The sequence below is a fragment of the Bradyrhizobium sp. USDA 10063 genome (assembly GCF_054063735.1).
The window spans coordinates 1,965,565-1,991,282 of record NZ_JBSSGP010000002.1 but is presented as its reverse complement, the minus strand read 5'-3'; the positions used below and the strand labels follow the sequence as shown (position 1 = coordinate 1,991,282).

At 60.8% G+C, this 25,718-nt stretch carries 22 protein-coding genes and 1 pseudogene; 12 read left to right on the top strand and 11 right to left on the bottom strand.

Annotated elements, in window-relative coordinates; genetic code table 11:
- Positions 1–1,971, bottom strand: a complete 1,971-nt coding sequence (locus tag ACVJGD_RS11795; protein WP_456634502.1) for a glycosyltransferase — start codon at positions 1,969–1,971, stop codon at positions 1–3.
- A complete protein-coding gene (locus ACVJGD_RS11790; RefSeq protein WP_456634501.1) occupies positions 1,971–3,176 on the bottom strand; it encodes an HlyD family secretion protein in 1,206 nt (401 codons plus the stop codon). Before ACVJGD_RS11790 ends, ACVJGD_RS11795 begins: the two co-directional genes overlap by 1 nt.
- A gap of 561 nt (positions 3,177–3,737) precedes the next feature.
- Here ACVJGD_RS11790 and ACVJGD_RS11785 point away from each other — a divergent pair.
- Positions 3,738–6,137: an arylsulfatase gene (locus tag ACVJGD_RS11785; protein ID WP_456634500.1), complete on the top strand. Its 2,400-nt coding sequence runs from the start codon at positions 3,738–3,740 to the stop codon at positions 6,135–6,137.
- Positions 6,138–6,496: 359 nt separating this feature from the next.
- Here ACVJGD_RS11785 and ACVJGD_RS11780 read toward each other — a convergent pair whose 3' ends face one another.
- From ACVJGD_RS11780 to ACVJGD_RS11770, 3 genes are all read right to left on the bottom strand, one after another.
- On the bottom strand, positions 6,497–7,921 hold the full coding sequence (locus tag ACVJGD_RS11780; RefSeq protein WP_456634499.1) for a DUF5107 domain-containing protein: 1,425 nt from the start codon (positions 7,919–7,921) through the stop codon (positions 6,497–6,499).
- A gap of 423 nt (positions 7,922–8,344) precedes the next feature.
- Positions 8,345–8,971: a transglutaminase-like cysteine peptidase gene (locus ACVJGD_RS11775; protein WP_456634498.1), complete on the bottom strand. Its 627-nt coding sequence runs from the start codon at positions 8,969–8,971 to the stop codon at positions 8,345–8,347.
- 334 nt (positions 8,972–9,305) lie between these two features.
- Complete coding sequence (locus ACVJGD_RS11770) at positions 9,306–9,923, bottom strand: PilZ domain-containing protein (protein WP_454619802.1); 618 nt, start codon at positions 9,921–9,923, stop codon at positions 9,306–9,308.
- Positions 9,924–10,326: 403 nt separating this feature from the next.
- Here ACVJGD_RS11770 and ACVJGD_RS11765 point away from each other — a divergent pair, with 403 nt between their 5' ends.
- The 4 genes from ACVJGD_RS11765 to ACVJGD_RS11750 are packed head-to-tail and all read left to right on the top strand — an operon-like array spanning position 10,327 to position 14,254.
- Complete coding sequence (locus tag ACVJGD_RS11765) at positions 10,327–11,187, top strand: FAD binding domain-containing protein (RefSeq protein WP_456640231.1); 861 nt, start codon at positions 10,327–10,329, stop codon at positions 11,185–11,187.
- A gap of 3 nt (positions 11,188–11,190) precedes the next feature.
- Positions 11,191–11,688, top strand: a complete 498-nt coding sequence (locus tag ACVJGD_RS11760) for a (2Fe-2S)-binding protein (protein WP_456634497.1) — start codon at positions 11,191–11,193, stop codon at positions 11,686–11,688.
- Entirely contained in the window at positions 11,685–13,946 is a 2,262-nt protein-coding gene (locus tag ACVJGD_RS11755) for a xanthine dehydrogenase family protein molybdopterin-binding subunit (protein WP_456634496.1), read from the top strand. The genes ACVJGD_RS11760 and ACVJGD_RS11755 overlap by 4 nt, the downstream gene beginning before the upstream one ends.
- A 17-nt stretch (positions 13,947–13,963) precedes the next feature.
- On the top strand, positions 13,964–14,254 hold the full coding sequence (locus tag ACVJGD_RS11750) for a hypothetical protein (RefSeq protein ID WP_456634495.1): 291 nt from the start codon (positions 13,964–13,966) through the stop codon (positions 14,252–14,254).
- Between the two features lie 106 nt (positions 14,255–14,360).
- Here the strand turns inward: ACVJGD_RS11750 and ACVJGD_RS11745 are convergent, their stop codons facing one another.
- Positions 14,361–14,738 carry a VOC family protein gene (locus ACVJGD_RS11745; RefSeq protein ID WP_456634494.1) on the bottom strand — a complete coding sequence of 126 codons (378 nt, stop codon included), beginning with the start codon at positions 14,736–14,738 and terminating at the stop codon, positions 14,361–14,363.
- 1,387 nt (positions 14,739–16,125) lie between these two features.
- Here ACVJGD_RS11745 and ACVJGD_RS11740 point away from each other — a divergent pair.
- Positions 16,126–16,542, top strand: a complete 417-nt coding sequence (locus tag ACVJGD_RS11740; protein WP_456634493.1) for an ASCH domain-containing protein — start codon at positions 16,126–16,128, stop codon at positions 16,540–16,542.
- 91 nt (positions 16,543–16,633) lie between these two features.
- Positions 16,634–17,086 carry a universal stress protein gene (locus tag ACVJGD_RS11735; RefSeq protein WP_456634492.1) on the top strand — a complete coding sequence of 151 codons (453 nt, stop codon included), beginning with the start codon at positions 16,634–16,636 and terminating at the stop codon, positions 17,084–17,086.
- A gap of 161 nt (positions 17,087–17,247) precedes the next feature.
- On the opposite strand, the gene ACVJGD_RS11730 is transcribed toward ACVJGD_RS11735, so the two are convergent.
- Complete coding sequence (locus ACVJGD_RS11730; protein ID WP_456634491.1) at positions 17,248–17,571, bottom strand: hypothetical protein; 324 nt, start codon at positions 17,569–17,571, stop codon at positions 17,248–17,250.
- A 135-nt stretch (positions 17,572–17,706) separates the two neighbouring features.
- Positions 17,707–18,246 carry a GIY-YIG nuclease family protein gene (locus ACVJGD_RS11725; protein ID WP_456634490.1) on the bottom strand — a complete coding sequence of 180 codons (540 nt, stop codon included), beginning with the start codon at positions 18,244–18,246 and terminating at the stop codon, positions 17,707–17,709.
- Positions 18,247–18,719: 473 nt separating this feature from the next.
- Here ACVJGD_RS11725 and ACVJGD_RS11720 point away from each other — a divergent pair, with 473 nt between their 5' ends.
- The 3 genes from ACVJGD_RS11720 to ACVJGD_RS11710 all read left to right on the top strand — a co-directional run bounded on the left by ACVJGD_RS11720 (position 18,720) and on the right by ACVJGD_RS11710 (position 21,903).
- Positions 18,720–19,736, top strand: a complete 1,017-nt coding sequence (locus ACVJGD_RS11720) for a hypothetical protein (RefSeq protein ID WP_456634489.1) — start codon at positions 18,720–18,722, stop codon at positions 19,734–19,736.
- A 130-nt stretch (positions 19,737–19,866) separates the two neighbouring features.
- Positions 19,867–20,337 (top strand): GTP pyrophosphokinase, encoded by a 471-nt coding sequence (locus tag ACVJGD_RS11715; protein ID WP_456634488.1) that lies wholly within the window; start codon positions 19,867–19,869, stop codon positions 20,335–20,337.
- 552 nt (positions 20,338–20,889) lie between these two features.
- Complete coding sequence (locus tag ACVJGD_RS11710; RefSeq protein ID WP_456634487.1) at positions 20,890–21,903, top strand: hypothetical protein; 1,014 nt, start codon at positions 20,890–20,892, stop codon at positions 21,901–21,903.
- Positions 21,904–21,992: 89 nt separating this feature from the next.
- Here the strand turns inward: ACVJGD_RS11710 and ACVJGD_RS11705 are convergent.
- Positions 21,993–22,434 (bottom strand): annotated as a pseudogene (locus ACVJGD_RS11705) (tripartite tricarboxylate transporter substrate-binding protein); the annotation flags it as partial.
- Positions 22,435–22,544: 110 nt separating this feature from the next.
- Here ACVJGD_RS11705 and ACVJGD_RS11700 point away from each other — a divergent pair.
- Complete coding sequence (locus ACVJGD_RS11700) at positions 22,545–22,895, top strand: type II toxin-antitoxin system RelE/ParE family toxin (protein WP_456634486.1); 351 nt, start codon at positions 22,545–22,547, stop codon at positions 22,893–22,895.
- Between the two features lie 23 nt (positions 22,896–22,918).
- Entirely contained in the window at positions 22,919–23,212 is a 294-nt protein-coding gene (locus ACVJGD_RS11695; RefSeq protein ID WP_456634485.1) for a helix-turn-helix domain-containing protein, read from the top strand.
- 27 nt (positions 23,213–23,239) lie between these two features.
- On the opposite strand, the gene ACVJGD_RS11690 is transcribed toward ACVJGD_RS11695, so the two are convergent.
- A complete protein-coding gene (locus ACVJGD_RS11690) occupies positions 23,240–24,193 on the bottom strand; it encodes a tripartite tricarboxylate transporter substrate-binding protein (protein WP_456640230.1) in 954 nt (317 codons plus the stop codon).
- Positions 24,194–25,012: 819 nt separating this feature from the next.
- Complete coding sequence (locus ACVJGD_RS11685) at positions 25,013–25,567, bottom strand: DedA family protein (protein WP_456634484.1); 555 nt, start codon at positions 25,565–25,567, stop codon at positions 25,013–25,015.
- Positions 25,568–25,718 lie beyond the last annotated feature (151 nt).

Here is a 25,718-nt window from a genome sequence, read left to right as displayed (position 1 = left end):
TTAATGGGTCAGCGCCCGCGCTAACTCGCCGATCATGCGCATGATATCGCCCCGGTCGGACCCCGGAATGGCGCGGGCCGTATGGAGCTTCTCGATGATCTGGGCGCGTTGCATCGCGGTGGGCGAGAACTTCAGTCGATAGCCGTCTCGGGTGTGGGCGAGGATGCGGGCGTCAATGTCGCCGATCACCGGGAGCGACAGCTTGCCTTTCGCGTCCAAGGGAAGGCCGAACGGACCAGTGACACGCGCGCCTTCCGGACCGAGGTTGATGAGCCAGCCGCGGTGTTTCTCGTCTGCGATCGTCAGCGTGACGGGTTCGGCGACTTGCCGTTGCGGCCGGTTGTATCGCGGCCGCTCGATACACACCGCAATGGCCACCAGCAGGACCAGGATATTGTAAACCGTCCAGAACATGACGACGGCCAGGCCGTCGCCGGCCGTCGATGCGGTGTTGAAGAGAAAATCCGAATTCAACGGCATGACGAGGCCGCCGACAGTCAGTCCGAAGAGGATCAGGAACGGCCACATCAATGACCATTGAACAACGACCTTTGTTCTATCCCCTCCCTTGGCCGTAACCGAAAACCTGTGGGGGCCTTTGGTGAAAAGGCCGAGCGCGGTGGCCCGGCAGACCGGCCAGGCGGCGATGAGTTGCGCAGTGTCGTTCAGGACCGGAATGAAGAGCCCTTTGGAAAGCCAGTTGAGAGCCACCAGAACTGCCAGATAGTAGGGTACGTAATATCTGGTGATATCGACCAGCGATGCGTTCACGGTCGTGATGCCAAGCCACCAATACAGCAGCGGACATACCAGGCTGGCAATTCGGAACGGAAAGGTGCTGATCCAGTAGAGCATTGAATCGAGCAGGCTGATCCGCTGCATAAGGCTCAACCGGTGAGAGCCGAGCGGATTGTAGCATTTGCGTACAATCTGCATGAACCCAAGGCACCAGCGGCCGCGCTGAACGATGTATTCCTGCAGCCCTTCGGGCGCCAAGCCCTCGGTCAGGGGCTCGTTGAGATAGACGGTCCGCCAGCCGTTCTCCGCCAGCTTCAATGTGAGCAGGAAATCTTCGGTCACGCTTTGCGTCGGAAGGCCGCCGATGAGCTCAAGTGCCCGGACCCTTACGACGGATGAGGTGCCGCAACATATTGCGATGCCCCAGGCATCCCGCGCCGGCTCGACATTGTCGAAAAAGTGGCGCTGCTCGTCGGGATAGGCTGAGCTGATTCCGAGATTGTGCTGAATGGGATCCGGATTGAAGAAATGCTGTGGAGTCTGGACGAGCCCCACGTTGGGGTCGTGGAATAGCGACACGGCCCGCTCGATGAAATCGACATGCGGAACAAAGTCCGCATCGAGCACGGCGACAAAGTCGGGACGGTCCGGGTCGCGAGCCCGTTCGGCCAGCGCATGATTGATATTTCCGGCCTTCGCGTGCGCGCTGTCGGGGCGGACGATGTAGCCGACGCCTTGCTGTTCGCAGAACTGCCGAACCCAGTCCCTGCGGCCGTCATCGAGGACGAACACGCGAATTTCGGGAAACCTGATCGCCTTCGCTCCGACGACTGTGCGTCTAAGGACGTCGAGCTCTTCGTTGACGGTTGTGATGAAGATATCGACCCGTGGCGGCAGCCCGGGCGACCACCACCCGGCATGTCGGTCTGCCTCCGTGGTCCGTTCCTTCACCCGGGACAGGATGAAAAAAGCGATCGATGAGGAGAGCACCGTTAGCGCTTCAAGCGTCGCAAAACCCCAGCTGAACAGCGCATCGACGGTCCAGTCGAGCGGCACGAGCGTATCGGTGAAGCGCCACACCACGTAACGCCACGATAGAACGACCGCCGCTCCGAGCAGCATGGCGCGCCAATACCAGCGGCTGGGGCTGATCAGCGGCAGCACGAGCAACCGTAGCCCCATGATGACGGCGGCTCCCGCGAAGGCCGCCAGAAGTGGCGCAAGCAGCAGCATCAGAAGCCGTAGCGTGTGAGAAGCTGACGGAAAGTGGCGACCGGCCCGCTCGAAAAGATCACACGACCGGTTCGACCGATTGCACAGCCGAGATCCGGCTGCTGCGCAAGTTCAGGCACGGTGACCGTAACGTCGAAGCGCTGCAGGTGTTGGGCGCTCGGGCCCACGGCAAGGTTCGCATAGAGCGAAGAAGCGCCCGATCCGCCGAGCCGGGTGACTGTTCCGTCAAAGATCCGGTCGTCGCCGAACAGCCGGACCTGAACCGGCGCGCCGACGGACAGGCCGTCGTAAAGCGCTTCGGAAACGCCGGCCGTCACGACGAGGCTGTTGCAATCGACGAGCTTGACGAGATCCTGGCCTCGTCGCGCATGTTCGCCGTCGTCCACCAGGAAATCCCACACCACGCCCGCGACGCGGGAATGGAGCGCGGCCGATGTCAATCGATTGACGCGGAGACGCTCGGAATCGATCTCGCGATCGTATTGGCTGATGCGCGCCCTGAGCTGTTCCTCGTCGACATACAGTCCTGCGAGCCGCATATCGAGCTCCCGGATGCGTTGGGTCGAGAACGGCGAGTCGTTGTAGGATTCGCCAATGAATACGCCGGAGCGGGCTGACGCGAGTTCCGCCTCGAAGTAATTGCCTCGCTGCTGCGTACTCGTCAGGTCTTGCCTGGCGACGTCGAATGCGGCACGGGCCTTATCGAGATTGGCCACGGTCTGAACGCCGCGATTCCTCAATTCATTGGTGCGCTTGAACTCGGCGTCCGCCTCGCGCAGGCGTGCCGCTGCCGCGTCTTCTGCCGCCTTCATCTCGGCGACCCGCGCCTCGATCTGCCTGACGCGGCCGGTCTGGTAGTCGGCCGATTGGGCTTCGAATCCGGCCCTCGAGAGCGACATGGCCTCCCTCTGGCCAGCGATGCGTTTGAGCTCGATGCGCTGATTGTCGCGCTCGCGCTCGAGTTCCAGAAGACGAGCCGTGTCGAACCGGTCGTCGGTGACATCAGCCACGAGCTCACCGGGGTTCACGCGCGCGCCGATGCTCTTGACGGCCAGCGCCACCCTGCCTTCGATAGGCGCGCGAACAACGTAAAGCCGCGCGTTGACAGTGGCATCTGCCGACGTTCCCGCGAAGTGCTCGCCGATGACGATGTAAAGTCCCCCAGCCAGGAGAATTGAGCCGACAGCAACGCGCAAAAGCTTCATGGACCGCCTCTGAAGGGGATGGGCTACAGCAACCTGGTGTGATCATGAAGCCGGACGAGGGTCATGGATGCCGGTCGCGACCGGCTTCAGCCCGGATCAGGTTTCATGAGGCATCACTACGATGTGCGCGCGATTCCCAGATCGTGTGCACATTTACGTTTGTGCTCACCGTCGCGCGCGACTGCTTGGTGGGGCTGTTGATCGAACGACAGTCAACTGCCGGTTCGACTGATGCCATTCGGCGGAGACGCTTGGTGAATGCGGAGGCTTTTCCTCAATTTTTCCGGGACAGTCTATCCGGTAAACCACTGGAAATTGTTTCGCTTGGTGCCGTAACGAAAGCGCTACCCGGATCATGGGCCGAGGTGCGCCGTTTAGCCGAAATCGCATAGTGCGCGACACCATCCTTCGCCTAACCTCCCACCGCGACTGAGATGCAGATCGCCCTGGCCGCGAACCATGATGCGCCGGGGAGCGCGTAGATGTTTGCGATCAAAGGGATTAGTCATGAACATCAGAGATCCCAGATGGCTCCGTTTAGTTGCGTGTTTCGTTGCCTCGATGGCAGCGAGCGTGCCCGCTGCGGCACAGCAAACCACCGGCACGCCCGGAGCGCCGAACGCCACCACGACCATCGACGGCAATTACCTTCCCAATCCGCCGCCCGTATTCGGTGGCGAGATCGGCCTCGACGCCAAGGATTCCAAACCGTGGTGGCAGCCCAACATCGTCCCGCCCAAAGGCGCACCCAACGTTTTGCTGATCATGACGGACGATCAGGGGTATGGGGTCTATGGCACCTTCGGCGGCGTCATTCCGACGCCGACCATGGATCGCATCGCGCAGATGGGCCTCCGCTACACGCAATTCCACTCGACGGCGCTTTGCTCGCCGACGCGCGCTGCGATCATCACCGGCCGCAATCATCATTCGGTGGGATTTGGCGTTATCTCCGAGCAGGCCACCGGCTATCCGGGCTACGACTCCATCATTGGCATCGAAAATGCCACCATCGGCCAAATCTTGAAGGACAATGGCTATGCCACGTCATGGTTCGGCAAGAACCACAACACGCCTGATTATCAGTACAGCGCCGCTGGGCCGTTCGACCAATGGCCCACTGGGATGGGCTTTGAGTATTTCTACGGCTTCATGGGCGGCGAGACCGATCAGTGGACGCCATTCCTGTTTCGCAACACCACGCAAATCTTTCCCTGGCGCGACCAGCCCGGCTACAACATGATCACCGGCATGGCGGATGACGCCATCCGGTATCTCAGCGAACTCAACACGGCAGCACCCGACAAACCCTTCTTCCTCTATTACGTTCCCGGCGCCACCCACGCACCGCATCAGCCCACGCCGGAATGGATCGATAAGTTCAAGGGCAAGTTCGATATGGGTTGGAACGAACTGCGCGAGCAGATTTTGGCCAACCAGAAGCGGCTCGGTGTGATCCCGGCGAACACGACGCTCACGCCATGGCCGGACGGCCAACCTGAGTATGGCGGCGCCAAGCTGCCGAAATGGGAGACGCTGTCTGCCGATGAGAAGAAGCTCTTTGCTCGTCAGGCGGAAGTCTTCGCCGCCTATGCCGCCTATACCGACCATGAGATCGGCCGGGTCATCCAGGCGGTGGAGGATATGGGCAAACTCGACAATACTCTGATCATCTACATCAGTGGCGACAACGGCACGAGCCCCGAGGGCTCGACCCTCGGCACGCCCTTCGACATGGCGGCGATCCAAGGCGTCGACGTGCCGGTTGCCGAGCAATTGAAGTACTACGACGCCTGGGGCTCGGCCGCGACCACTCCGCATATGTCGGTGGCGTGGTCCTGGGCTTTCGACACGCCCTTCAAATGGACGAAGGAGGTCGCCTCCCATTTCGGCGGCACCCGGCAGGGCATGGTCATCGCCTGGCCCAACCGCATCAAGGACGCAGGCGGCATCCGCCATCAGTTTCATCACATGATCGACATCGTGCCCACCATTCTCGACGTCACCGGCATCCCGGCGCCAAAGATGGTGAATGGGATCGCCCAAAAACCCATCGAAGGCGTGAGCATGGCTTATACGTTTGACAAGGCCAATGCCAACGCCGCGTCGAAGCGCGACACGCAGTATTTCGAGATGTTCGGCAACCGCGGCATCTATCACAAAGGGTGGTATGCCTGCACCACCCCGCCTGCGGGACCCTGGTTGATGGGCCTGACAAAGCTGCCAGACGTGGTGAACGGCTACCGGTGGGAGCTATACAACCTAGCCGAGGACTACTCGCAGGCCAGCAATCTCGCGGCCAGGATGCCCGACAAACTGCGCGAGATGCAGGAGCTGTTTCTCGTCGAGGCGGCGAAATATCAAGTGTTTCCCCTGGACAATGACGTCCTCCAGCGCATTTTGGCGCCCAAGCCAAGCTATGTCGCTGGGCGAACCGAGTTCACCTATAGGCGCGAACTGGCCGGCACTCCCAACAGCAACGCCCCGAACATTTTGGCCAAGTCCTATACCATCACGGCGGACATCGACGTTCCGGCGGGCGGTGGAGATGGGGTGATCGTCACGAATGGCGGCCGCTTCGGCGGCTACGGACTCTATTTGCTGAAGGGCAAGCCCGTCTTCACCTACAATTTTCTCGCCATCGAGAAATTTAGGTGGGAAGGGCAGGAGCCGCTCACTCCGGGTAGGCATGTTCTCGACTTCGACTTCGACTACGACGGCCCCGGCATGGCCAAAGGCGGTAAGGGCGTCCTGAAAGTCGACGGCAAGGAGGTCGCAACCAAGAGCATTCCTCACACTATCCCGGCGGTCTTGACGATCGACGAGACCTTCGACATCGGCTCTGACACCCGCACGCCGGTGGACGACGCCGACTACCAGGTGCCATTCCGCTTCACTGGCAAGCTTAACAAAGTGAGCTTCAGGCTCGGGTCGTCGGAACTGGTGGCACAGAAGCGATAGGAGCTGCAGTTCGCCTCTTACTGCCTGCTCGCCGGCACTGGCGGCAGGGTGACAGCGCAGATTGGTCCGCTTTGGGTCGTGTGGCGGCGATGCGAGAGAAAGCCAAAGCCGATTGATCCCGCGGCGCCAAGCATGCGGGCCGTGCCTTTCGGGGCGCGGCCTGCACCTCACGCCCCTCATGACTAACGAACCCAACGTCGCCTTTGACCCTTCGCGTTATTTCGCTGCTGCGCAGCAACCGCGTCGCTTTAGGAGCAACGCGGACTTCAACATCGGTGCGTCACGCAACCCAGTTCATGAGTACACGGCCTCGCTGCGACCAGGATAAGCTTCGCTCCTCTACGACCATCGGAAAGAAATCAATTTATTGTTGCCTCGGCCGCGATCAGTTCTTTTCCCTCCGTGGTCCTGATCGTGAGTTGCACCTGTTCGCCGCTGCGGCCGTCGGGGATCGTTGCCGAAATGCGATTTCCATTTTTCGGATCGGGCTTCACGATTTCGTCGAACAGTGCAGTGTCGCCGCGTTTCAACGTTACGCGCAACGGGACGGCCGGTTCGATGCTGAAGAACTGAAGGGTGACGCCAGACGCCTCGGCCGAGAGATTGATCAGGATCTTCTCATTCGCCTGCGTCACGTTGCTCATGCCGACAGTCGGACTGTAGGTTTCCGGAATCGAGACCTCACCCAGTGCGGGAAAGTCAGCGCTGTGGAAAAATTGGTCTGACATGCCCGCCCACAATTCGATGTACGGCCGCCACTCGTTCGGCTCCTTGCGGGCATCGGTTTCGCCGGTGAACGAGTGAAATCCCCACGTCCACATTTTCAGGCCCCGCGTGAGCGTATTGTCCGCGATGCGAATAATTCCTTCCTCGTTGTCATGGTTGATCACGCCCCAGAAATTCCCGCCCTGCATATCGGGTGCCGCGTAGGCGATGCCCATCGTCGGCCAGTTCTTGAAGTAGCGCAGGTTTTCGAAGCGCCGCCTGCCCATGCCCACGCTCGCATCGGCGTCTGCCAGATTGGCCGACCAGCCGGGCGTGCTGTAAGTTCGGATCGGCGCGATGATTTCGGCGCCGGCGGTCGTCTTGGGATGTTTCGGCTCCGATCCCGGCGCGAGCGTCGTGCACGTCCAATACTCGTATTTGATCGCCTGGTCGTGCGGATTCTTCAGCACCACGCGCGCATCGAGTGCAGCACGGTCGGCTTTCAGCGTGACATAATAGGTCGCTTCGATGCCGGTTGCGTCCCTGAACTTGTCAGGTCGTGCGGAATACTCGAAATTGTCCTTGAGCGACATCGCGACCGTCACTTCGTCGGCGCTCTCCTTCACCACCTCGAAAGCCCACGGCTTCAGCCACGTCTTGCCGTGCTCGGCATCTGGGAATGTGGGGAAGATGCCGCCGTACACCATCAGCCAGTCATAGTAGAAATTTCCGGCCTTGATCCCGTAGGGCACGCCGACCTCCGTCCGATAAAGTTGTTCGTGGCCGGTCGGCTTGTAGATGATGGAAAGAATGCGCCCGCCGAATTCGGGCACGAGCGTTACCTTCAGATATCGATTCTCGAGCACGTGGGCCGTGAACGTGCGGTCGACGATCGCGTTCTTGTCGAGCGACCCGCTGAGAAATCCGTTCTCCGCATCGGTCGCGTACTTGACGGTGCTCCACGTAATCGCCGACTCGCTCAGAGAAACGCTGTCGGGCGTCAGCGAGGCTGCATGCACGACGCGACAAGCGCAGAGCGCCGAAAGTGCTGTTATCCCGAAATAAACGAGGGCGCGCATGGGACGTCTGGTTTAGCACGTCGGCCAGGCTCGGGGTGACCTGCGCCCCCGTCAGCGCGATCAGGTCAACGCCAGCGCGACAAGGCCCGAGCACAACAGGACGATCCCGGCGATGGTGACGGCGAGAAAGCTGTAAGATGCAAATTCTTCACGCATGGCGCACCTCAAAAAGCAGTCCCCGCAATACCTGCCGATCGTCGTTCTCCAGCGCCCACGATAAGGATATGGAGCGCCCGTTTCCGGAGAATTTCGAGAAAGCCCGATAATGGTTTCGTCTCCCGCATCAATTGTTTCGTGAAGGTTCCACACGTGCGCCGCAAAAAGTTGCGGCCAGGCTTGGGGGAGCCTGGCCGCGCGCGAACCGGTCTGGGACGGGGAGGGGTGGGGATGTGACCGGGTCGCGGTTTCAGATAATTCCTTCGCTTATTGCCGGGAGCTGGCGGTGGCCACCGCCGGGCGGTTGTCGCCGAGCGAGACCCAGACGTTGGGATCGCCCTGCGACTGCCGCTTGACGAAACGGTAGCCAGTCTCGGTCCAGGCGACGACGTCCTCGTTCTGGTTGTCGAGGATGAACTCGCCCTTGTCGGTCTTCACCGTCAGCACCGCGTGGCCTTCGCCCTTCTTGTCGCGAACGACAGTGATCAAGAGCGCCTCGCGCGGCCAGCCGGCGTCGATCAGCATCTTGCGCTTCAGAAGCACGTAGTCCTCGCAGTCGCCGTAGCCGTCCGTCGGCAACGACCATTTCTCGATCACGCCCCAATGCTCCATGTCGGTCATCGGCTTGATGGTCTCATTGACCCATTTGTTGACCCGGAGCAGATCGCGCCACGCCGTCTGCGACAGCACGATGTCGCGCGGTTGCGTCGCGCCGGGCCGGCATTCGCCGGCGTTCTCGGCGCAGAATTCGACCCAGCCGATCGGCGAACGCGTGGCGTCGCCGAGGCTGGCATAGACCACGTCGCCGGCTTTCGCCGCGACGCTGGTCGTGATGCTCAACCCGAACAGGATGGCGGCAACCGCCCATCCTTTCCCCTGTCCCCTGAAAACCATCGTGGCCCCCGTTTTTCTTGTTGGGACCACGTTTCGCACAAAGGTTTTGCGGTGCGGCTAAGTCAGCAAAGGTGATTTGACGCGAATGCAAGTAAAGCTGGCAGCAAATTCGATCTATACTTGAAGCGAATTCGACTAAAATTCGAGACAACTGCAATTGATTCAAATTTTACGCATTAACGACCCTGACGCCTTGCCAGTGCATCTTTCTCGTCGCGAAATCGGCCCGCGTTAACCGCGTTCGGCGGGTGCAAGACAGGGCAAAGGCGGCGTCCGCCATCGCGGATGCCGCCTCATGAGCGTTGAAAATCAGGGGATTTGAGCCGCGCGGGCTTTACCGCGCGGTAACCGCGTCTTCGAGCGTCTCGGCGGCCTGCTCGTGGACGAATTCCAGCGCGAAGCCGTCGTCGAGGTTTCGCACCACGCGCGACTGCACCCTTCCGAGCATCACCAGCGACTTCACTGGCGGCCGGTTCTCGGCGGCGATCGCCGCGCCCGACAGCGAGAGGTCGATGATGCGGCAGGTCATCTTGCTGCCGTCCTCCAGCGTGAGCAGCGCGATCGGATTCCGCGGCACGATGCGGTCGTGGCGGCGGTCTTCCGGCAGATTGAGGATATCGCGGTTGGCGAGCCAGGTGAGCTGGGCGGCGAGCTTGTCGCGCTTGCGCGGCGTCGAGATGATCGTCATCGCAAAGCCGTTGTCGATGATGCGGGTGATCCTGCCTTCGACCCGGCCGATATGGTCGAGATAGGCGATCACGCGGTCGCCGACATTGCCGATGCCGGGCGCGAGCAGCGCCAGCCCGCCGGGCGACATGTTAATAATCTGGCAAGGAAACTCGCGCCGGTCAGGCAGCATGTAACGGCCGAGCAGGTGCACCTTGACGCGCTGGAAGCGCCGCCGTTCTTCTTGTGCCGGGAAGACCGTAGGTTTCTTTTGTGCAAACGACATCACCGCCACCCGACAACCGGCCTTCCGGCGCGGGCCAAACCCTACGGCTGACAGGGTTAATGGCGCGTTAGCAGCGGTTGCATCAAGTATGGGCACGCACGCGACCGATGGGCGCAATGTTGCGTCGCGAATGTCGCCACTTCACCTCTCCCGCGAGCGGGAGAGGGAGCGGAGCTCCGTTGCGGTTGCGCGATCGCTTCACAAGCCAAGGCGGGGGCGGATCGTGACGGATTTGTGTGAAGGCGCTCATGTGCAAATTCCCTTTGCGCATGGGAGGGTGCCACTTCGTCCGGGGCCAAAGACTGTTCCGATTGCGTCACGCCGTGTAATCTTTGCTTAAGAAACCCCCGCAGAGGGCACGAACAAGGGAACGAGGGAGGCATCGGACACGACCATGACGGATATCCGATACGTCGCGCCGCAGACGCTTGATGAAGCGGTCGGCGCTTATGCCGCGGCGGGCAGCGCCGCGCGCATCCTGGCCGGCGGCACGGATCTGTTGGTGCAGATGCGTTCGGGCGCGGTGAAACCCGGCCTGATCGTCGACATCAAGAAGGTCAAGGAACTCACTGCCATCGAAGAGATTTCCGGCGGCGGCTTCCGCATCGGCGCCGCCGTGCCGGGCGCGGTGCTGGCCGAGCACAAGCGCTTTCGGCAGGCTTGGCCCGGCGTGCTGGAAGCGGTGAACCTGATCGGCTCCACGCAAGTGCAGGGCCGCGCCTCGGCCGGCGGCAATCTCTGCAACGCTTCGCCCGCCGGCGACAGCGTGCCCGCGATGATCGCAGCCGGCGCCGTCGTCACCGTGCAGGGCCCGGACGGCCGCCGCGAGCTCGATGTCGAGGATGTCCCCGCCGGCCCCGGCCGCACCAACCTCAAGCCAGGGGAGATCCTGGTTTCCTTCACACTGCCGCCGCGCGCACCTGGCTCGAGCGACGCTTACCTCCGCATGATCCCGCGCACCGAGATGGACATCGCCGTGGTCGGCTGCGGCGTCAGCCTGACGCTGAAAGACGGCGTCTGCACCCACGCCCGCGTCGGCCTCGGCGCCGTGGCGCCGACCGCGCTGCTGGTCGAGCCGGCCGCGCAGGCGCTGTTCGGCTCCCGCCTCGATGACGCCGCGCTCAACGCCGCGGCGAACGCCTGCCGTGCCGTCTGCCGTCCGATCGACGACAAGCGCGGCACCATCGCCTACCGCACGAAAGTAGCGGGCGTGCTCTTGAAGCGCACCGCGAAGATCGCCGCAGAACGCGCGCAAGGGATTTGACAAATGGCAAAGCTGCACGTCTCCACCACTGTCAACGGCGAGCCGTTGGAATTCCTCTGCGAGCCCTTTGAAACCATGCTCGACGCGCTGCGCAACCAGCTCGCGCTCACCGGCTCCAAGGAGGGCTGCGCGTCGGGCGATTGCGGCGCCTGCTCGATCACGCTGGATGATCGGCTGGTCTGCTCCTGCCTGATGCTGGCCGCCGAAGCCGAAGGGCACGAGATCAGGACCATCGAGGGCATGGCGCGCGGCGGCCGGCTGCATCCGCTGCAGGAGAAATTTTTGGAGCAGGCCGCGCTGCAATGCGGCATCTGCACCTCGGGCATGCTGGTCGCCTCCGAGGCGCTGTTACGCAAGAACCCGAACCCGAGCGAGGAGGAAGTCCGCTTCTGGCTCGCCGGCAATCTCTGCCGCTGCACCGGCTACGACAAGATCGTCCGCGCCGTGCTGGAAACCGCCCAAGAAATCCGGAACGAAGCAATCCGTGAGGCTGCGCAATGAACATCGTCGTCAACAACAAGTGGATCGGCCAGCGCACCATCCGTCCCGATGGCGTCGACAAGGTCACGGGACGCGCGGCCTTTGCCGCCGACACCGCGATGCCCGGCATGATCTGGGGCAAGGTCCTGCGCAGCCCGCATCCGCATGCGCGCATCCGCTCCATCGACACCTCCAAGGCCGAGGCGTTGCCCGGCGTGAAGGCCGTCGTCACCTCGCGCGACGTCGTCGACTTCCCGCTGGATAAATCGGTGATGCTCGGCATCCAGGACATGCGCTGGATGTGCCGCAACGTGATGGCGCGCGACAAGGCGCTGTTCCCCGGTCACCCCGTCGCGGCGGTGGCCGCCACCACGGAAGCGATCGCGGCAAAAGCCTGCGAATTGATCGAGGTCGATTACGAGGTCTTGCCCTGGTCGATCGAGATCGACGACGCAATCAAGCCTGATGCCCCGATCCTGCACGAGTTCAACACCTTCCAGGGCAAGCCATCGAACATCGTCGGCACGCTGGAGCACAAGAAGGGCGATATCGAGCAAGGCTTCAAGCAGGCCGATGTCGTCATCGAGCGCACCTTCACCACCCGCCCGGTGCACCAGGGCTATATCGAGCCGCACGCCTGCCTGATCTCGGTCGCCGCCGACGGCAAGACCACGATCTGGAGCTCGAGCCAGGGCCAGTTCATGGTCCGCGCGATGACGGCCTATCTCACCGGCATCCCGCAGAGCGACATCCGCGCCATTCCCGCCGAGATCGGCGGCGGCTTCGGCGGCAAGACCATCGTCTATCTCGAGCCGCTCGCCACGCTGCTCGCCAAGAAATCCGGCCGCCCGGTCAAGATGGTGATGACGCGCGAGGAGGTGATGCGCGCCACCGGGCCGACGTCAGGCTCGAAGAGCACGGTCAAGATCGGCGCGAAAAAGGACGGCACCATCGTCGCCGCGCAAGGCACGTTCTATCTGCAGGCCGGCGCCTTCCCGGGCTCGCCGATCCGCGGCGCCGCCGGCTGCAGCTTTGCGCCTTACGACATCCCGCATGTGCTCTCGGTCGGCTATGACGTCTGCTCGAACCGCTCCAAGGTCGCGGCCTATCGCGCGCCGGGCGCGCCGATCGGCGCCTATGCGGTGGAATGCGTGCTCGACGAGGTGGCGGAAGCCTTGAAGATGGACCCGCTCGACTTCCGCCTGAAGAACGCGGCCAAGCAGGGCACGAAAGCGGCGCACGGCCCGGTCTTCCCCCGCATCGGCTATATCGAGACGGTCGAAGCGGCCAAGAACCATCCGCATTACAGCACCCCGCTCGGCAAGCTGCAGGGCAGGGGCGTCGCCTCCGGCTTCTGGTTCAACGCCGGCGGTGAATCCTCCGCGCAAGTCAACATCACCGAGGACGGCAACGTCGTCGTCACCACCGGGCATCCCGATATCGGCGGCTCGCGCGCCGGCATCGCCAATATCTGCGCCGAATTGCTCGGCATCGACTATCGTCGCGTCTCCGTCATCATCGGCGACACCCAGACCGTCGGTTTCTCCAACCTCACCGGCGGCAGCCGCGTGCTGTTCGCCTCCGCGATGGTGGTGACGCAGGCGACCGAGAAGGTGATCAACACCCTGCGCGAGCGCGCGGCGAAGATCTGGGAGATCGACCCCGAGGCGGTGAAATGGGAGAACGGCGCCGCGCACCCCGCGAGCCCCAACGCCGGCCAGTTCGAGCCGCTGACGCTGGAGGACCTCGCCGAGAAAGCGCCCATGCAGGGCGGCCCGATCGGCGCCGGCGTTCAGCTCAACACGCAAGGAGCCGACGGCGGCTTCGGCACCCACATCTGCGACGTTGAGGTCGACATCGAGCTCGGCATCGCGCGCGTGATCCGCTACACCGCCGTACAGGACGTCGGCCGCGCCGTCCACCCCGGCTATGTCGAAGGCCAGCTCCAGGGCGGCGTCGCGCAAGGGATCGGCTGGGCGCTGAACGAGGAATACATCTACCGCAGCGACGGCAAGGTCGATAACCCCGGCTTCCTCGACTACCGCATGCCGGTGTGCTCGGATCTGCCGATGATCGACACCGTGCTGGTCGAAGTCCCGAACCCGAAACACCCGCAAGGCGTCAAGGGCGTCGGCGAGGTGCCCCTGGTGCCGGTGATGGCCGCCGTCGCCAACGCGATCTACCGCGCGACAGGCAAGCGGTTCTACGCGCTGCCGATGTCGCCGCCGAAAGTGCTGGAGGGGTTGGAAACGCCGGTCCAGCAGCAAGCGGCAGAGTAGGGCAAGGAGGCCGAAGCATGAGAACAATGACAGCGTTCGCTCTCGGAACGGCCCTGGTGCTGTGCAGCCTGGGGACGTTTAGTGCCGAAGCGCATGCGCAGAAGGCCAAAGTCGTTCGTGAATCACGGGAGAGGCCTATCATCAGGGTGCCCATAGTAAGGGAAACGCCTTACTGGGATTACTATATCGTTCCACGATATCGCTATCGCCCCGAGGACGACCGCGTCGATCCATACGGCCCGCCCGTAGCGCCGGTGATACGCTACGGAAATCAGGAGGAGTATATCCCGAGGTGGGACTGGTGGTGAGAACGCCGCGATAGAAGCGCGCAGAAGCGTAATCCGCCAAACCACACGCGAGAGAGTCGGCGGGTTACGCCACCGCTAACCCGCCTTACGAATTCGCTTCGTCCGCTCAAGCCATCCGATGCACGGCGCAAAGCTTGTTGCCGTCGAGATCGCGCAAGTAGGCGATATAAAGCTTCACCTCGCCCATCTCGCGGATGCCAGGCGGATCCTCACAGGTCTTGCCCCCGCCCGCGATGCCGCTCGCATGGAAGGCATCGACCTCCTCCTTCGACGCCGCATTGAAGCCGATCGTCCCGCCATTGGCAAAGGTCGCCGCCTTGCCGTCGATCGGCTTCGACACCGAGAACGTGCCGGTCTTGGTGCGCCAGAACACCCGATGGCGATCGACAAACCCGGGCTTCACGCCGAGCGTGCCGAGCAGCGCATCATAGAACGCCTTGGACTTGTCGAGGTCGTTGGTCCCGATCATCACATGCGAGAACATTCTACAAGTTCCTCCCGTTGCGCGACGTTCATTCCGCTGCGACGCCGCTTCGCAGAAGATGTTACTAGCAGAAGGTTGGGCGGGGGCGGAAGTCCGGGGAGGCGTGGCGCGGCACAAGCGATACCGCCGGGCGGAATAACCTTCTGCTCTCGCCTCACGAGCAAAGGCGAAACGCGCAATCGGCGGGCGCGAAGGCAGTGGATTGCTCTAACTCGCCCGAGCGTCACGCGCTCTCCGCAAGGCTTGCGAATCCGGAGAGCGCGATACCGTCGGTCAGGAGAGCGCGGGTCCTGCTTCAGAACACGTGGGCGCGGCGCGGCACGTTTGGACAGCACTGCTGCCTCAATACCGTTCCCGCTCGCCTCGCCCGCCAGTTGCAACTAAAAAAGGCCTCGCGCGCGAGGAACCGGATGCGCAAGGTCGCACTTCTAGGCCTACAGGCACACTTGCTACGTCAAGTTGACCCTGCACAACAAACTTACAAAGGGTGTGACCATGCCACGGGTGAAGCAAGCTGCGAAGCACACGCGCACAACGAAAGCCGGCGCCGTAACGGCACTCGGTACGGCTGGACTGGGTCTTTCGCTGGCGGGGGGCGCGTCCGCGTCCGCGATGCCCACGGCTGATATCCCGCAGTCTGACAACATCTCGCCCAATCAGCGCCTGGTCCTTGGCGACGAGGAAATGGCCGACGTCAGTCTCGCCACGTTCTATCTCTTCGATAAGGAAAACGCTGGCAGCGACGTGCAGCTAGCCGCCGTTGTCGTTCGCGGCTGCCGAGGTTGCGGCGGTTGCCGTGGCTGCCGTGCCTGCCGCGGTTGCGGTGGTTGGCGTGCCTGCGGTGGCTGCGGGGGTTGCGGCGGCTGCTGCGCCCGCTGGGGACGGTGCCGCTGGTGCTAGGTTCACGGCCTCACGGATAAACGACAAAGCTTGACGAACTGCCGCGCGGCGCCGTCCGCCCGCAAGTCGGCGATGATTTTCGCGTCGCTGATCGGCAGTGCGTAGGGCGGACCAAAGCGTGGTCCGATCGGGTTGAAATGCAACCACGCCGAAGCTGCGCTCCCTCTCCCGCTTGCGGGGGAGACGAGCATAGCTCGCTCCGAGAGGGCTGGGGTGGGGGCTGTCTCCACGTTGGGACTCCCCAAGAGGAGAGAACCCTCACCCGGCGCGTCGCGCCGACCTCCCCCGCAAGCGGGGGAGGTGAAGCCAACTCGCAGCCGATTCAACCTGATCGGATCAGGCTCTAGCGCAGCGTAATCCGCCGTTCACGTACGGCAAAGCGGCGACCTTGCCCCAGCGCAGCAGTTGCGTGCGCCGGACCCGGCCAGTTAGGCTGCTCGCCGGCCATCGCGGCGAAGGTCGTCGTTCACTGAAGATTTGGAAGACCATGAGCAAGCTGGTCCCCGAACGCTATCAACACCTCCGGACGTTCGCCTTCGGCGACAGTCCCGAACTCGCCGACGAGTTGCTTGAACTTGTAGTCAGAGGCGTTAAGACCGCTACGTGTGGCACGGAAGACGAGCCGAACGCCTCTGCGCCCGGCGAGCGTTGGGTCGTGCTCGACGGACGTGGAGAACCGCGCTGTGTCATCGAAACCACCGAGATAACGTATCGGCGTTTCAATGAAATCGACTCTGTCTTTGCGTACGATGAGGGCGAAGGCGATCGGAGCCTGGCCTATTGGCGTAGCGCCCATCGGGCCTATTTCGGCCGGCTCGGAAGATACAGTGAGGATATGATGCTCATGTGCGAGCGCTTTCGCCTGGTCGAGGTCTTCGGCGATTTCTCGCATACGGAGCCATAGCTGATGTTCGCTTGGCCGACGGCGACGGTCGGCCGGATAAGCAAGCATCACTCTTTTAGGGAAAATGTTCGACGAGCAAGGGAGCCCGAAAATGTACGCCAATATTCTCTTGTGCACGGATGGATCGGATGTCGCGAGAAAAGGCGTCAAGCATGGGATTGCCTTGGCAAAGGCCTTGAACGCCAAAGTGACAGTCATCACCGTAACGGAACCGCTCCCGGTCTACTATGGGAGCGGACACGCCATGGGATGGATTCCCTCGCCGGCAGAGTTCGATCGCTTTGACGCAGCCTGCAAGGAAGGTGCGGGCAAAGTGCTCGATGAAGCTCGAACCATGGCGGAGCAGATCGGGATATCTGCAGAACTCCTGCATGTTCCGAATGCGCAACCAGCCACCGCGATTATCGAAACCGCAAAGTCCAGAGGCTGCGACTTGATCGTCATGGCCTCTCATGGGCGTCGCGGCCTCAGGAAGCTATTGCTGGGGAGCCAAACATCGGAGGTCCTGGTGGACGGAAGCGTGCCGGTGCTGGTAGTGCAGTAGCCGGACGGAAATGATAGTGCAACGCGCAGGGCGGATGAGCGCAGCGTAATCCGCCGTTCACTTGCCACGGCGGATTATGCCTCCGGCCAATCCGCCGCACGTGCCGCGCACTTCGCCGACGTTGCCAGGGCACATCGCTCCGTTGCGATGTCCGCGCACGGCTATCGAACGACGGCCGCCTCGCCGATCCACCGCCCCTCCCAGAGATAAAAGCGATCAGTCGATCCGAGCGCTTGAACTGCCTCTTCGCGACACAAGAACACGAAACCCAGACGCCTGCGTTCGCCCGGCATCATGGCGCGTTCGAGCAGGGGATAACCATCCCAGCCTTCATCAACACTTTTGTCCCTGGTGCATGGGCAGCCCCAGCCAAGACGGACAGGCCCACTCCTGCCACCTGCCTCGACCGGATAAAGATAAAGGTCCACGATCAAGTCAGGCGTTACGGAGTGCAACGCTTCGCGGAATGGGGTCTCGCGTGTCACAGGGACACCTCAACGCCTATGGCGGATCAGCGCAGCGTAATCCGCCGTTCACGTGCCGCAAGCGGCGGATTACGACTTCGGCTAACTAACTAATCCGCCCTACGAGCTGGCTAATCCGCGCTGCGATCTTGCTTTTCAATCGTTGATACGTCTGCCGTACTTATCCAGTTCGTCGAGCTTTACTTGTGTCCATTCCACTGCATTTCGGAATTTCATGTGATTAACGTTTCTAAGCGCCATAGCTCTAATGAGAAGCGCCTCCATATCGCCAATTGTGCTATTGATGTCTGTGATCTTTGACAGAGGCATTTCTCTTATCCGCTGAAGGCCGTTTTCATCTTTTGCTTTCAAAACGGTACAAAAGCCAAACCAGCTGAATCGGTCCCACTGCCCCTTGTGCTGATCGAACAGGTGGTCTTTCAGCCTGCGGCCCAATCCCTTTTTCCTCGTCAGCCCAACATAGTGGGGCCCATAATTTCCATAGAGAATGTAGATGCCTTTCTGAGTTCGAAAATCCGCTACTTTGATTTTCGACGCTTGCGCGCCATTTCGGCCATACAAATGCCAGTCGTGCCGCCCCTTCCCTGGCGACCAATTTATTTCATCAACGCGCCAAAACAGTCCGTAGGCTTGGATAAGCGAATTTCTTGGAGCAGAGTTCGATTCCGCTGTCATGTCACGCCCCCAAAAAGCTCCGTAAGAAGAAGACGCTAGTGAGGGGGAGATGGCCCATGGAATTATGATTCGCATCCACAACCCCTGCTAAATATTATCGTTGGATTGCAATCGACGGAAGGGCTGCGTTCTGACCGTTTGGTGGATGATGCAAGCTTTTGCTCGCAGCGCGGATTAACGCAGCGTAATCCGCCATTCACGTACCGCAAAGCGGTGGATTACCGTCTTGCACTGCGCGGCGCGAAGCGCGCAACGAGGTGGCTGTGGTCGCGGATATGATCCACAAAATGCCGTCTCGAACGCTCCCGACTTCGCCGAAAGTGGCGGCCGCGGTAGGTAACTAGGTAGGATGAGGGCAGCTTGGCTGACCACCTCCGCCTTATGGCTCAGGACCTTTTGCACAGTAAAAACGGCTGTCAGCTATTTCGCTGCAACCCAAAGGTATAAGATTCGCCTTGGGGCGGGGAAATTGCATGGCAGTCCAGCACATTCATACGTTTGTTGCTCACCCTAGAAAAGGGGGCGCCGGTATCTCGCCGATTAATGGGACCACCGTTTCACTGCATGGGAAGATGTACGATCTACTCAACAACATCTACATCAAATCCGAGCAAGAAGCCGATGTTGAGATTACCTTTAGTCCCAGCGTCGACGGTAAGCAGCAGAACGACTGTCGTGATCTAATTCGCGCTTATCTCAGCGACCCAACGTTAGCTCACGGTCGAGTAATCGCGGAGCGCTTAGAACGAAACACCGATGGTCGATCTGGGATCGGCTTGCTGTTCCTTATTTGCGGCAAAGAAGGGCGAGACCATAAGATAGTGATCTCGCGCTTTCCCACTGACAACGCGATCTACGTTGATGAGGACCCGAACAAACTTACAGTAGAGTTTCTCGAACGTGTATTCATGAAAAACAGGGCCTCGTACAAGGCCGCTGTCTATCGCGATACCTCTCTAAGAGGGGGCTTTTGGAACGGTCGAGCGATCGACAAGCAGCTAAACAATCCGGCAGGGGAGTTTTCGAATTACTGGATCTTGGATTTCTTAGCCTCACAACTGACGGTAACGGCTGCGGCTGGGACACGTCGACTTGCCAATGCCTTACGGGCGGCTGCTCAGAAATCGGACCTGAGTGTTAAGAGGGAGATTGTAGCTGCCGCGACATTGGCTTCAGGGCTCGCCGGCCAGCGGTTAAGCATTGATGACTTTGGTCGGCGCTTTGGACTATCAGCCGAGGCCTGTACTGCCATTTCCAGCCAACTAAAAGCACCAAGACTCGCGCAGGAGCGATTCACTTTTGATGCCGATGAATTCAAAAATATAATCGCATTCAAATCCGTTGAGCTAAGCAATGGTGGCACGCTGACTGCGCCATCGTCAGACTTTGACGACGTATTTCATCGAGAGGGGATCGATGGCCCTGACGGGGATGTGCGGTTCGTTACGCAAGGCAGGATAGTCAATGAGAGGCTCAGGCCCAAACGCTGATCCATTGAGTGTGGCCTATCACCGACGGCATCCCGTTCTGGTTCGGCTAGCCCGGAACGTCGACGAGTACCTTCGCGGTATGCTGAGCGGGGAGCCACGTATTGATCGAATTTCGGCGAGGGCTAAGGACGTGGACCGCTTTCTCAAGAAAGCCGCTAGTCAGATTGGGGAACGGCCGAAGTATGATGAGCCGCTAGATCAAATTCAGGATCAGGTCGGTGCTCGCATCATCGTTTTCTATAAGTCCGATGTGGATCGCATTGATGCCCTTGTGAAGCGATACTTCACGGCTATCGAATATCGCAAGATCGTTCCGGATTTAGAATCGGAATTTGGGTACTTTGGACACCATTTAGTGCTGGTATTGCCTTCTGACGTGATCGACGGGGATATGGACAAAGATTTGATCCCTAATTTTTTTGAACTCCAGATAAAGACACTTTTTCAGCACGCGTGGTCCGAGGCTGATCATGATCTCGCATACAAACCTGGCGATACTCCTCTTACCGGGGAGCAGAAGCGTCTCGTGGCCTTTACGTCAGCTCAAGCTTGGGGCGCGGACCACATGTTCGAGAGGCTCTTTCAGGAGCGAAGCGCGTAACGCTTTTTGGTAACCCGTGGACCCAGATGGAGAGATGCGACGACGGGCTTGGAATCAAACAGAAATTCCGATTGTTCTGAGGAGAGCGAAAAAGGGTCAGCGCCTAAGACTAAGGCTTCCGTACTCGCCGGACAATGGAGATTGGTTACGAAATGGAAGAAGGATCGCCCCAGCGTGGGTTGCAAGACTTGGATACTGGGAGATTCCCAAGGCTTGGTTCAATGACTTTGTTGAACGCGCCCTGGAGAGATATAGGAAACTTTACATCATCCAGCCTTATCGCGAGCAAGAGAAATGCTCACCGGCCTGCCAGAATGCTTTAGGACACGAATGTGAATGTTCGTGTATGGGTGCGCATCACGGTGCGGGCAATGATGGTAGCTGGTTTGAGGTTACGGAAACCTTTGCCATTCGGTGGGGAGATCAGCGGCTCGCGTGTCGGCTGATGGTAGCCAAATGATTCGGCGTTAGTCGCGGTGCGCAATTCACACTGTCGCTGCCGACGACAATGACCTTGGAAAACGACTGAAGTAACTGTAGCTCGGAGGTTAAATGCCGGATTTGCTCGCAAATAGTGCCGATGCCTGTTTATGGGTTGAGCAAATAAAGCAGAGGCATTCGGCCACCGCCATCTTCGGAAAAGTTGTCGGTTCAGTTATCTGGTCCGACGCGACCGGACCAGACGGAGAACTGCTCGTTCCGATCGATCCCGTCTACATCGTCGACAAAATAAATGGTGACGGGCTCAGACTGCTCAAGGGACATGATCCGGGCTTTCCCCTCGGCAAGGTCTTGGCCGCGGCCGATTTTACCAGTTCGAGTGGCGAGAGATTTGTGGCTGCGGTTCTCGGACTTTACGATGGTAAGCGGCTTAGTTTTCGTGATCTTGAAGTGGATACAGCGCCGGCCCCATCGTCACCGGCATTTCTTCCAGCGATCAATAATGACTGTTGGATTAACTTTGCCGTCGATCCGAGAGAAGTGGATTCGCAATGGATTGATGACGTGCTGCGTACGGCTCCAATGCCGGTGAAACGAATACCGCTGTCAAACAACGCGGCTGAGAGCACGACTGAACTCATCGTTATCGGCGTGCTCTTTATAACACTTATTTTTAAGCCCTTTGTAACGACCATCGCCACCGAGGCCGGAAAGGAAGTTTATGTCGGTGTGCGAAATTGGCTGCGGATGTTCTTGTCAAAGCTCTCCGAACGAAAAAAACCTACTGTGGAGATTCAATCGTTTCACGACGATTGTCAGATTTCCTTTATGTTTCGAGGAACAGGCGTGAAGCGGCATTACGATGCACACGACGCTTTGCCGGATGCCGCCGTACAGGCCCAGCATTTAGTAAAAAACATGAAATGGAGAGGTTTTCATCCTAAATTGATCGTGTACGAATTTCACTCAGAAGACGACAAGTGGTTTCCTTCCTATGCGGAACTCCACGATGGTCGACTTATTACCGACAACCGCGCTCTTATCGCCATCGAACAATTGCCATCTGGCCTGAGTCTCGGCATCAGCCTTGGTGGAGAAAAGCCACGCTTGCCATGCGGGAAGTGAGTGGGATGGGTAAGGCAAGTGGAGCAAAGCCGAGCGCTGGATCCCACCTGACTGCGACCGGTTTGCCTATTGAGCCGGCACGCGACATCTCAATCCGCGAATTGCCCTGCCGCCTCGATGATCGGCTTCCACCGGTCCACCTCGCTCACCAGCTTCACCTGCAGCGCTTCGGGCGTGGCTTCGTCCTGCGCCACCGGCTCGGTGTTGATCTCGTTGAAGCGCTTCACGAGATCCGGGTCGCGCAGCGCGTCCTGCAGCGCCTTGGATAGTTTCTTCACGATCTCGTCGGGCGTGCCCTTCGGCGCGTAGATGCCGTGCCAGGCGCCGACCTCAAAACCCTTCAGGCCGGCTTCGTCGGCGGTGTGGCAAATCGGGCATGGAGGCGAGGCGGGTCTTGGTGGTGATGGCGTAGCTCTTGATGACCTTGGATGAGATCGGGCCTGTGGTGTTGGTGGTCTGGTCGCAGGAGAGGTCGATCTGCTTGCCGATTAGGTCGTTCATCACGGGCGCATTGCCCTTGTAGGGCACGGCGGGCTCTGGTTGTTGACGACAGTCATGAGCAGCACGCTACGCCGCTCGGCCCCGCCCGCGAATTTGCGCTAGACGCCAGTGGCGTCTTTCTGCTGGTGTTATGGGCGCCAATGGCGTATATTGCTGAGGTGGTTCGACGATTCATCACCGTGGCGGAAACGTCGGTCTTTGTCCGCCAGGCCCAGGATGTCTGGGACGAGGCCGAGCGGGAAGCCTTCATCGAGTTCATCGCGCGGAATCCCGAAGAGGGCGACCTGATTCCCGAAACCGGCGGGGTGCGGAAGATTCGATGGATGCGGCCCGGCAGCGGCAAACGGGGCGGCGCGCGGGTGATCTATTTTTATTATAGCGGCGACCGTCCGCTCTATTTGCTGATGGTCTACGCGAAAGCACGCCAGGAAAATCTCACGGCCGACGAAAAGAAGATCGTTCGAAAGCTGGTCGCGGTGTTGAAGAGGTGAGCGACGGGAAAGGAAGAAGAAGCATGGGCAAGTTCGGAGAAGAGCTGATCGAGAGTCTGCAACAGGCGGCAAGGCATGCCGCTGGCAAGAAGGTGCGGGGTTCGCGTGTCTCCAAGGTTGAATTGCCTGACGTCAAGGCCATCCGTCGTTCGCTGCGGATGTCGCAACATCACTTCGCGGCGGCGTATCGCATTCCGCTTCCCACGCTGAAAAACTGGGAACAGGGACGGCGCATGCCGGATGCTCCCGCCGCCGCCTACCTGTTGGCGATCAAGCGACGTCCGAAGGAAGTCATGGAAGCTGTCGCGCGGCCATGAGGGCCTATGCTCCGGCCCTGATTGCCCTCAATCCGCAAATTGCCCCGCCGCCTCGATGATCGGCTTCCACCGGTCCACCTCGCTCACCAGCTTCACCTGCAGCGCTTCGGGCGTGGCTTCGTCCTGCGCTACCGGCTCGGTGTTGATCTCGTTGAAGCGCTTCACGAGGTCCGGATCGCGCAGCGCGTCCTGCAGCGCCTTGGATAGTTTTCGCACGATCTCGTCGGGCGTGCCCTTCGGCGCGTAGATGCCGTGCCAGGCGCCGACTTCAAAACCTTTCAGGCCGGCTTCGTCGGCGGTCGGCAAATCGGGCATGGAGGCGAGGCGGGTCCTGGTGGTGATGGCGTAGCTCTTGATGACCTTGGATGAGATCGGGCCGGTCGTGTTGGTGGTCTGGTCGCAGGAGAGGTCGATCTGCTTGCCGATCAGGTCGTTCATCACGGGCGCATTGCCCTTGTAGGGCACGGTGAGGATCTGCTTGTCGATCGCCTTCATGAACAGCATGCCGCAGAGATGCGAGGCGGCGCCCAGGCCCGCATTGGCGAAGGTCATCTTGTCGCCGTTGGCCTTGATGTAGGTGACCAGCTCGGCGAGATTGTTCGGCGGCAAATCGGGCCGGGCGATGATGGTCATCGGCGCGTTGGTGACGAGGCCGATCGGCGCGAACGCCGTCTTGGTGTCGTAGGGCAGCTTGCGGTAAAGCGTTGCCGCCGTCGAGATGCCGATGTGGTGGATCAGGAGGGTGTAACCATCAGGCTCGGCGCGGGCGGCGCGCGTCGCCGCGATGGTGCCGCCGGCGCCGGTCGCGTTCTCGACGATGATGGTCTGGCCGAGCTGCTTCGACATCGATTGCGCCGTCACCCGCGCCACCGTGTCGGTCGCGCCGCCCGCGGCGAACGGCACCAGCAGGGTGATGGGCCGCGCCGGATAGGTCTGCGCGGAGGCCGCGGAGCTTGCGATCGCAAGAACAGCGGCAATCATGGCCAGTCGTTTCAAGTCGTGCCTCCCTCTAAAGCTTGTTCTTCTTGGTGTGCTGTCGTTCTACACGTTTCGAACTGGCGCGCGAAAGCGAAAGATGTCGCGCCGGAAGGACCATTGGGGCGCCTGCGCGCTCGCGCGAATTTCTCCAATGCTTTCAAGCTGATTTGCGCTGTCCAGTCGCGCGCGAAAAAAGAAATCGGTGGTCGCCTGCCGCAAATCACTTTAAAAGCCGCCGCCATCCCGGCCCGATCAAGAGGGGCGTATCGCGATCGTCACGGACGTTGGGCTCGGGGAGGCGGTGGACGCTGGTGTTGCGACAGACGAACGCAATATCAGCGGACGGCGAAGTCGTGTGGTTCTGGCGCCCCGACGCTGGCGCTAAGCCTTTTGCGCAAACAAGTTTGCGCGAGAGGTGACGGTGGCAAGAAAGCCCGGTCACCGGGAAGAGCACGAAGTAAGCCGTAAAACCATCGCGCAGGGAAAGCCGGTGTGAATCGGTTGAACCTGTGGTCCTACCCCCGTGCTACCTTTGCACGGGACCCACGGGTGCAACCAGCACCCGGCTTTCCCTGCGCCCTCTGCTATCGCGGAGGGTGAAACGAGACGCAAAGCTCGGGCAGTTCGTGCCGCGAGAATGCGGAGTCACATCCTCGCACCGCACTCAACCGTCGTGCCCCGCGAAGGCGGGGCATCCAGTAACCCGCGGACTTTCGGCTCAAGCACCGCTGCCTCTGGAATACTGGATCGTCCGCCTTCGCGGACGATGACGACGGAGAGCTGTTTGAAATTTGAATCCGATCTCACCCGTCATTGCGCCGCTCACCCCCAAAACCGCTGCACCACGTGCTCCCACAGCCACCCCCACAGCAGTGCGCCGACGTCGCCGAGCTGCAGCAGCACCGCCACCCAGATGAAGGCCGAGACGAAATTCGCGATCTGGAATGGCTGCCACGGCATCCGCAGCATGCCGGCGACGATCGGCACCGAGGCGCGCAAGGGGCCGGAGAAGCGGCCGATGAAGATCGCGAGCACGCCCCATTTCTTGATGAAGGCCTCGCCGTGAACCAGGAGGTCGGGATGCCGCGAGAACGGCCACATCCGGCCGATCGCATGCTTGAACTTGCCGCCAATCCAGTAGGACAGCCAGTCGCCGGACGCAGCACCCAGCGCGCCGGCGACGAACACCGGCAGGAAGGCGATGCCGCCGCTGCGCATCATCGCCCCGATGGCGACCAGCACGGCCCAGGCCGGCACGACAAGCGAGAGGAAGGCGAGCGATTCAGCGAAGGCCAGCGCGAAGACGATCGGCGCCGCCCAGGACCGGTGATCCCTGACGAACTCGACGACATGCCGGCCGGATTCCTCGAGGGACATGTCACCGCCGCTTCCGATCCGCCCGCTTCAGACCCGCCCGCTTTAGATCCGCCTTGGCCGTCACCGCATCCCGAAGCGGTCTTCCGGTTCATCAAGCCACAAACCCGCCATCGTCATGAGGCGGTGCGCTGCACCGAGGCGGGCGCAGCGC

Coding starts and splice junctions, on each gene's coding strand:
- ACVJGD_RS11775 (WP_456634498.1), bottom strand. CDS start 8,971: ATGGTTTTCAGGGGACAGGGGAAAGGATGGGCGGTTGCCGCCATCCTG.
- ACVJGD_RS11690 (WP_456640230.1), bottom strand. CDS start 24,193: ATGATTGCCGCTGTTCTTGCGATCGCAAGCTCCGCGGCCTCCGCGCAG.
- ACVJGD_RS11740 (WP_456634493.1), top strand. CDS start 16,126: ATGAGCAAGCTGGTCCCCGAACGCTATCAACACCTCCGGACGTTCGCC.
- ACVJGD_RS11780 (WP_456634499.1), bottom strand. CDS start 7,921: ATGCGCGCCCTCGTTTATTTCGGGATAACAGCACTTTCGGCGCTCTGC.
- ACVJGD_RS11770 (WP_454619802.1), bottom strand. CDS start 9,923: ATGTCGTTTGCACAAAAGAAACCTACGGTCTTCCCGGCACAAGAAGAA.
- ACVJGD_RS11790 (WP_456634501.1), bottom strand. CDS start 3,176: ATGAAGCTTTTGCGCGTTGCTGTCGGCTCAATTCTCCTGGCTGGGGGA.
- ACVJGD_RS11795 (WP_456634502.1), bottom strand. CDS start 1,971: ATGCTGCTGCTTGCGCCACTTCTGGCGGCCTTCGCGGGAGCCGCCGTC.
- ACVJGD_RS11720 (WP_456634489.1), top strand. CDS start 18,720: ATGGCAGTCCAGCACATTCATACGTTTGTTGCTCACCCTAGAAAAGGG.
- ACVJGD_RS11755 (WP_456634496.1), top strand. CDS start 11,685: ATGAACATCGTCGTCAACAACAAGTGGATCGGCCAGCGCACCATCCGT.
- ACVJGD_RS11745 (WP_456634494.1), bottom strand. CDS start 14,738: ATGTTCTCGCATGTGATGATCGGGACCAACGACCTCGACAAGTCCAAG.
- ACVJGD_RS11735 (WP_456634492.1), top strand. CDS start 16,634: ATGTACGCCAATATTCTCTTGTGCACGGATGGATCGGATGTCGCGAGA.
- ACVJGD_RS11760 (WP_456634497.1), top strand. CDS start 11,191: ATGGCAAAGCTGCACGTCTCCACCACTGTCAACGGCGAGCCGTTGGAA.
- ACVJGD_RS11685 (WP_456634484.1), bottom strand. CDS start 25,567: ATGTCCCTCGAGGAATCCGGCCGGCATGTCGTCGAGTTCGTCAGGGAT.
- ACVJGD_RS11750 (WP_456634495.1), top strand. CDS start 13,964: ATGAGAACAATGACAGCGTTCGCTCTCGGAACGGCCCTGGTGCTGTGC.
- ACVJGD_RS11785 (WP_456634500.1), top strand. CDS start 3,738: ATGGCAGCGAGCGTGCCCGCTGCGGCACAGCAAACCACCGGCACGCCC.
- ACVJGD_RS11710 (WP_456634487.1), top strand. CDS start 20,890: ATGCCGGATTTGCTCGCAAATAGTGCCGATGCCTGTTTATGGGTTGAG.
- ACVJGD_RS11695 (WP_456634485.1), top strand. CDS start 22,919: ATGGGCAAGTTCGGAGAAGAGCTGATCGAGAGTCTGCAACAGGCGGCA.
- ACVJGD_RS11725 (WP_456634490.1), bottom strand. CDS start 18,246: ATGACAGCGGAATCGAACTCTGCTCCAAGAAATTCGCTTATCCAAGCC.
- ACVJGD_RS11700 (WP_456634486.1), top strand. CDS start 22,545: ATGGCGTATATTGCTGAGGTGGTTCGACGATTCATCACCGTGGCGGAA.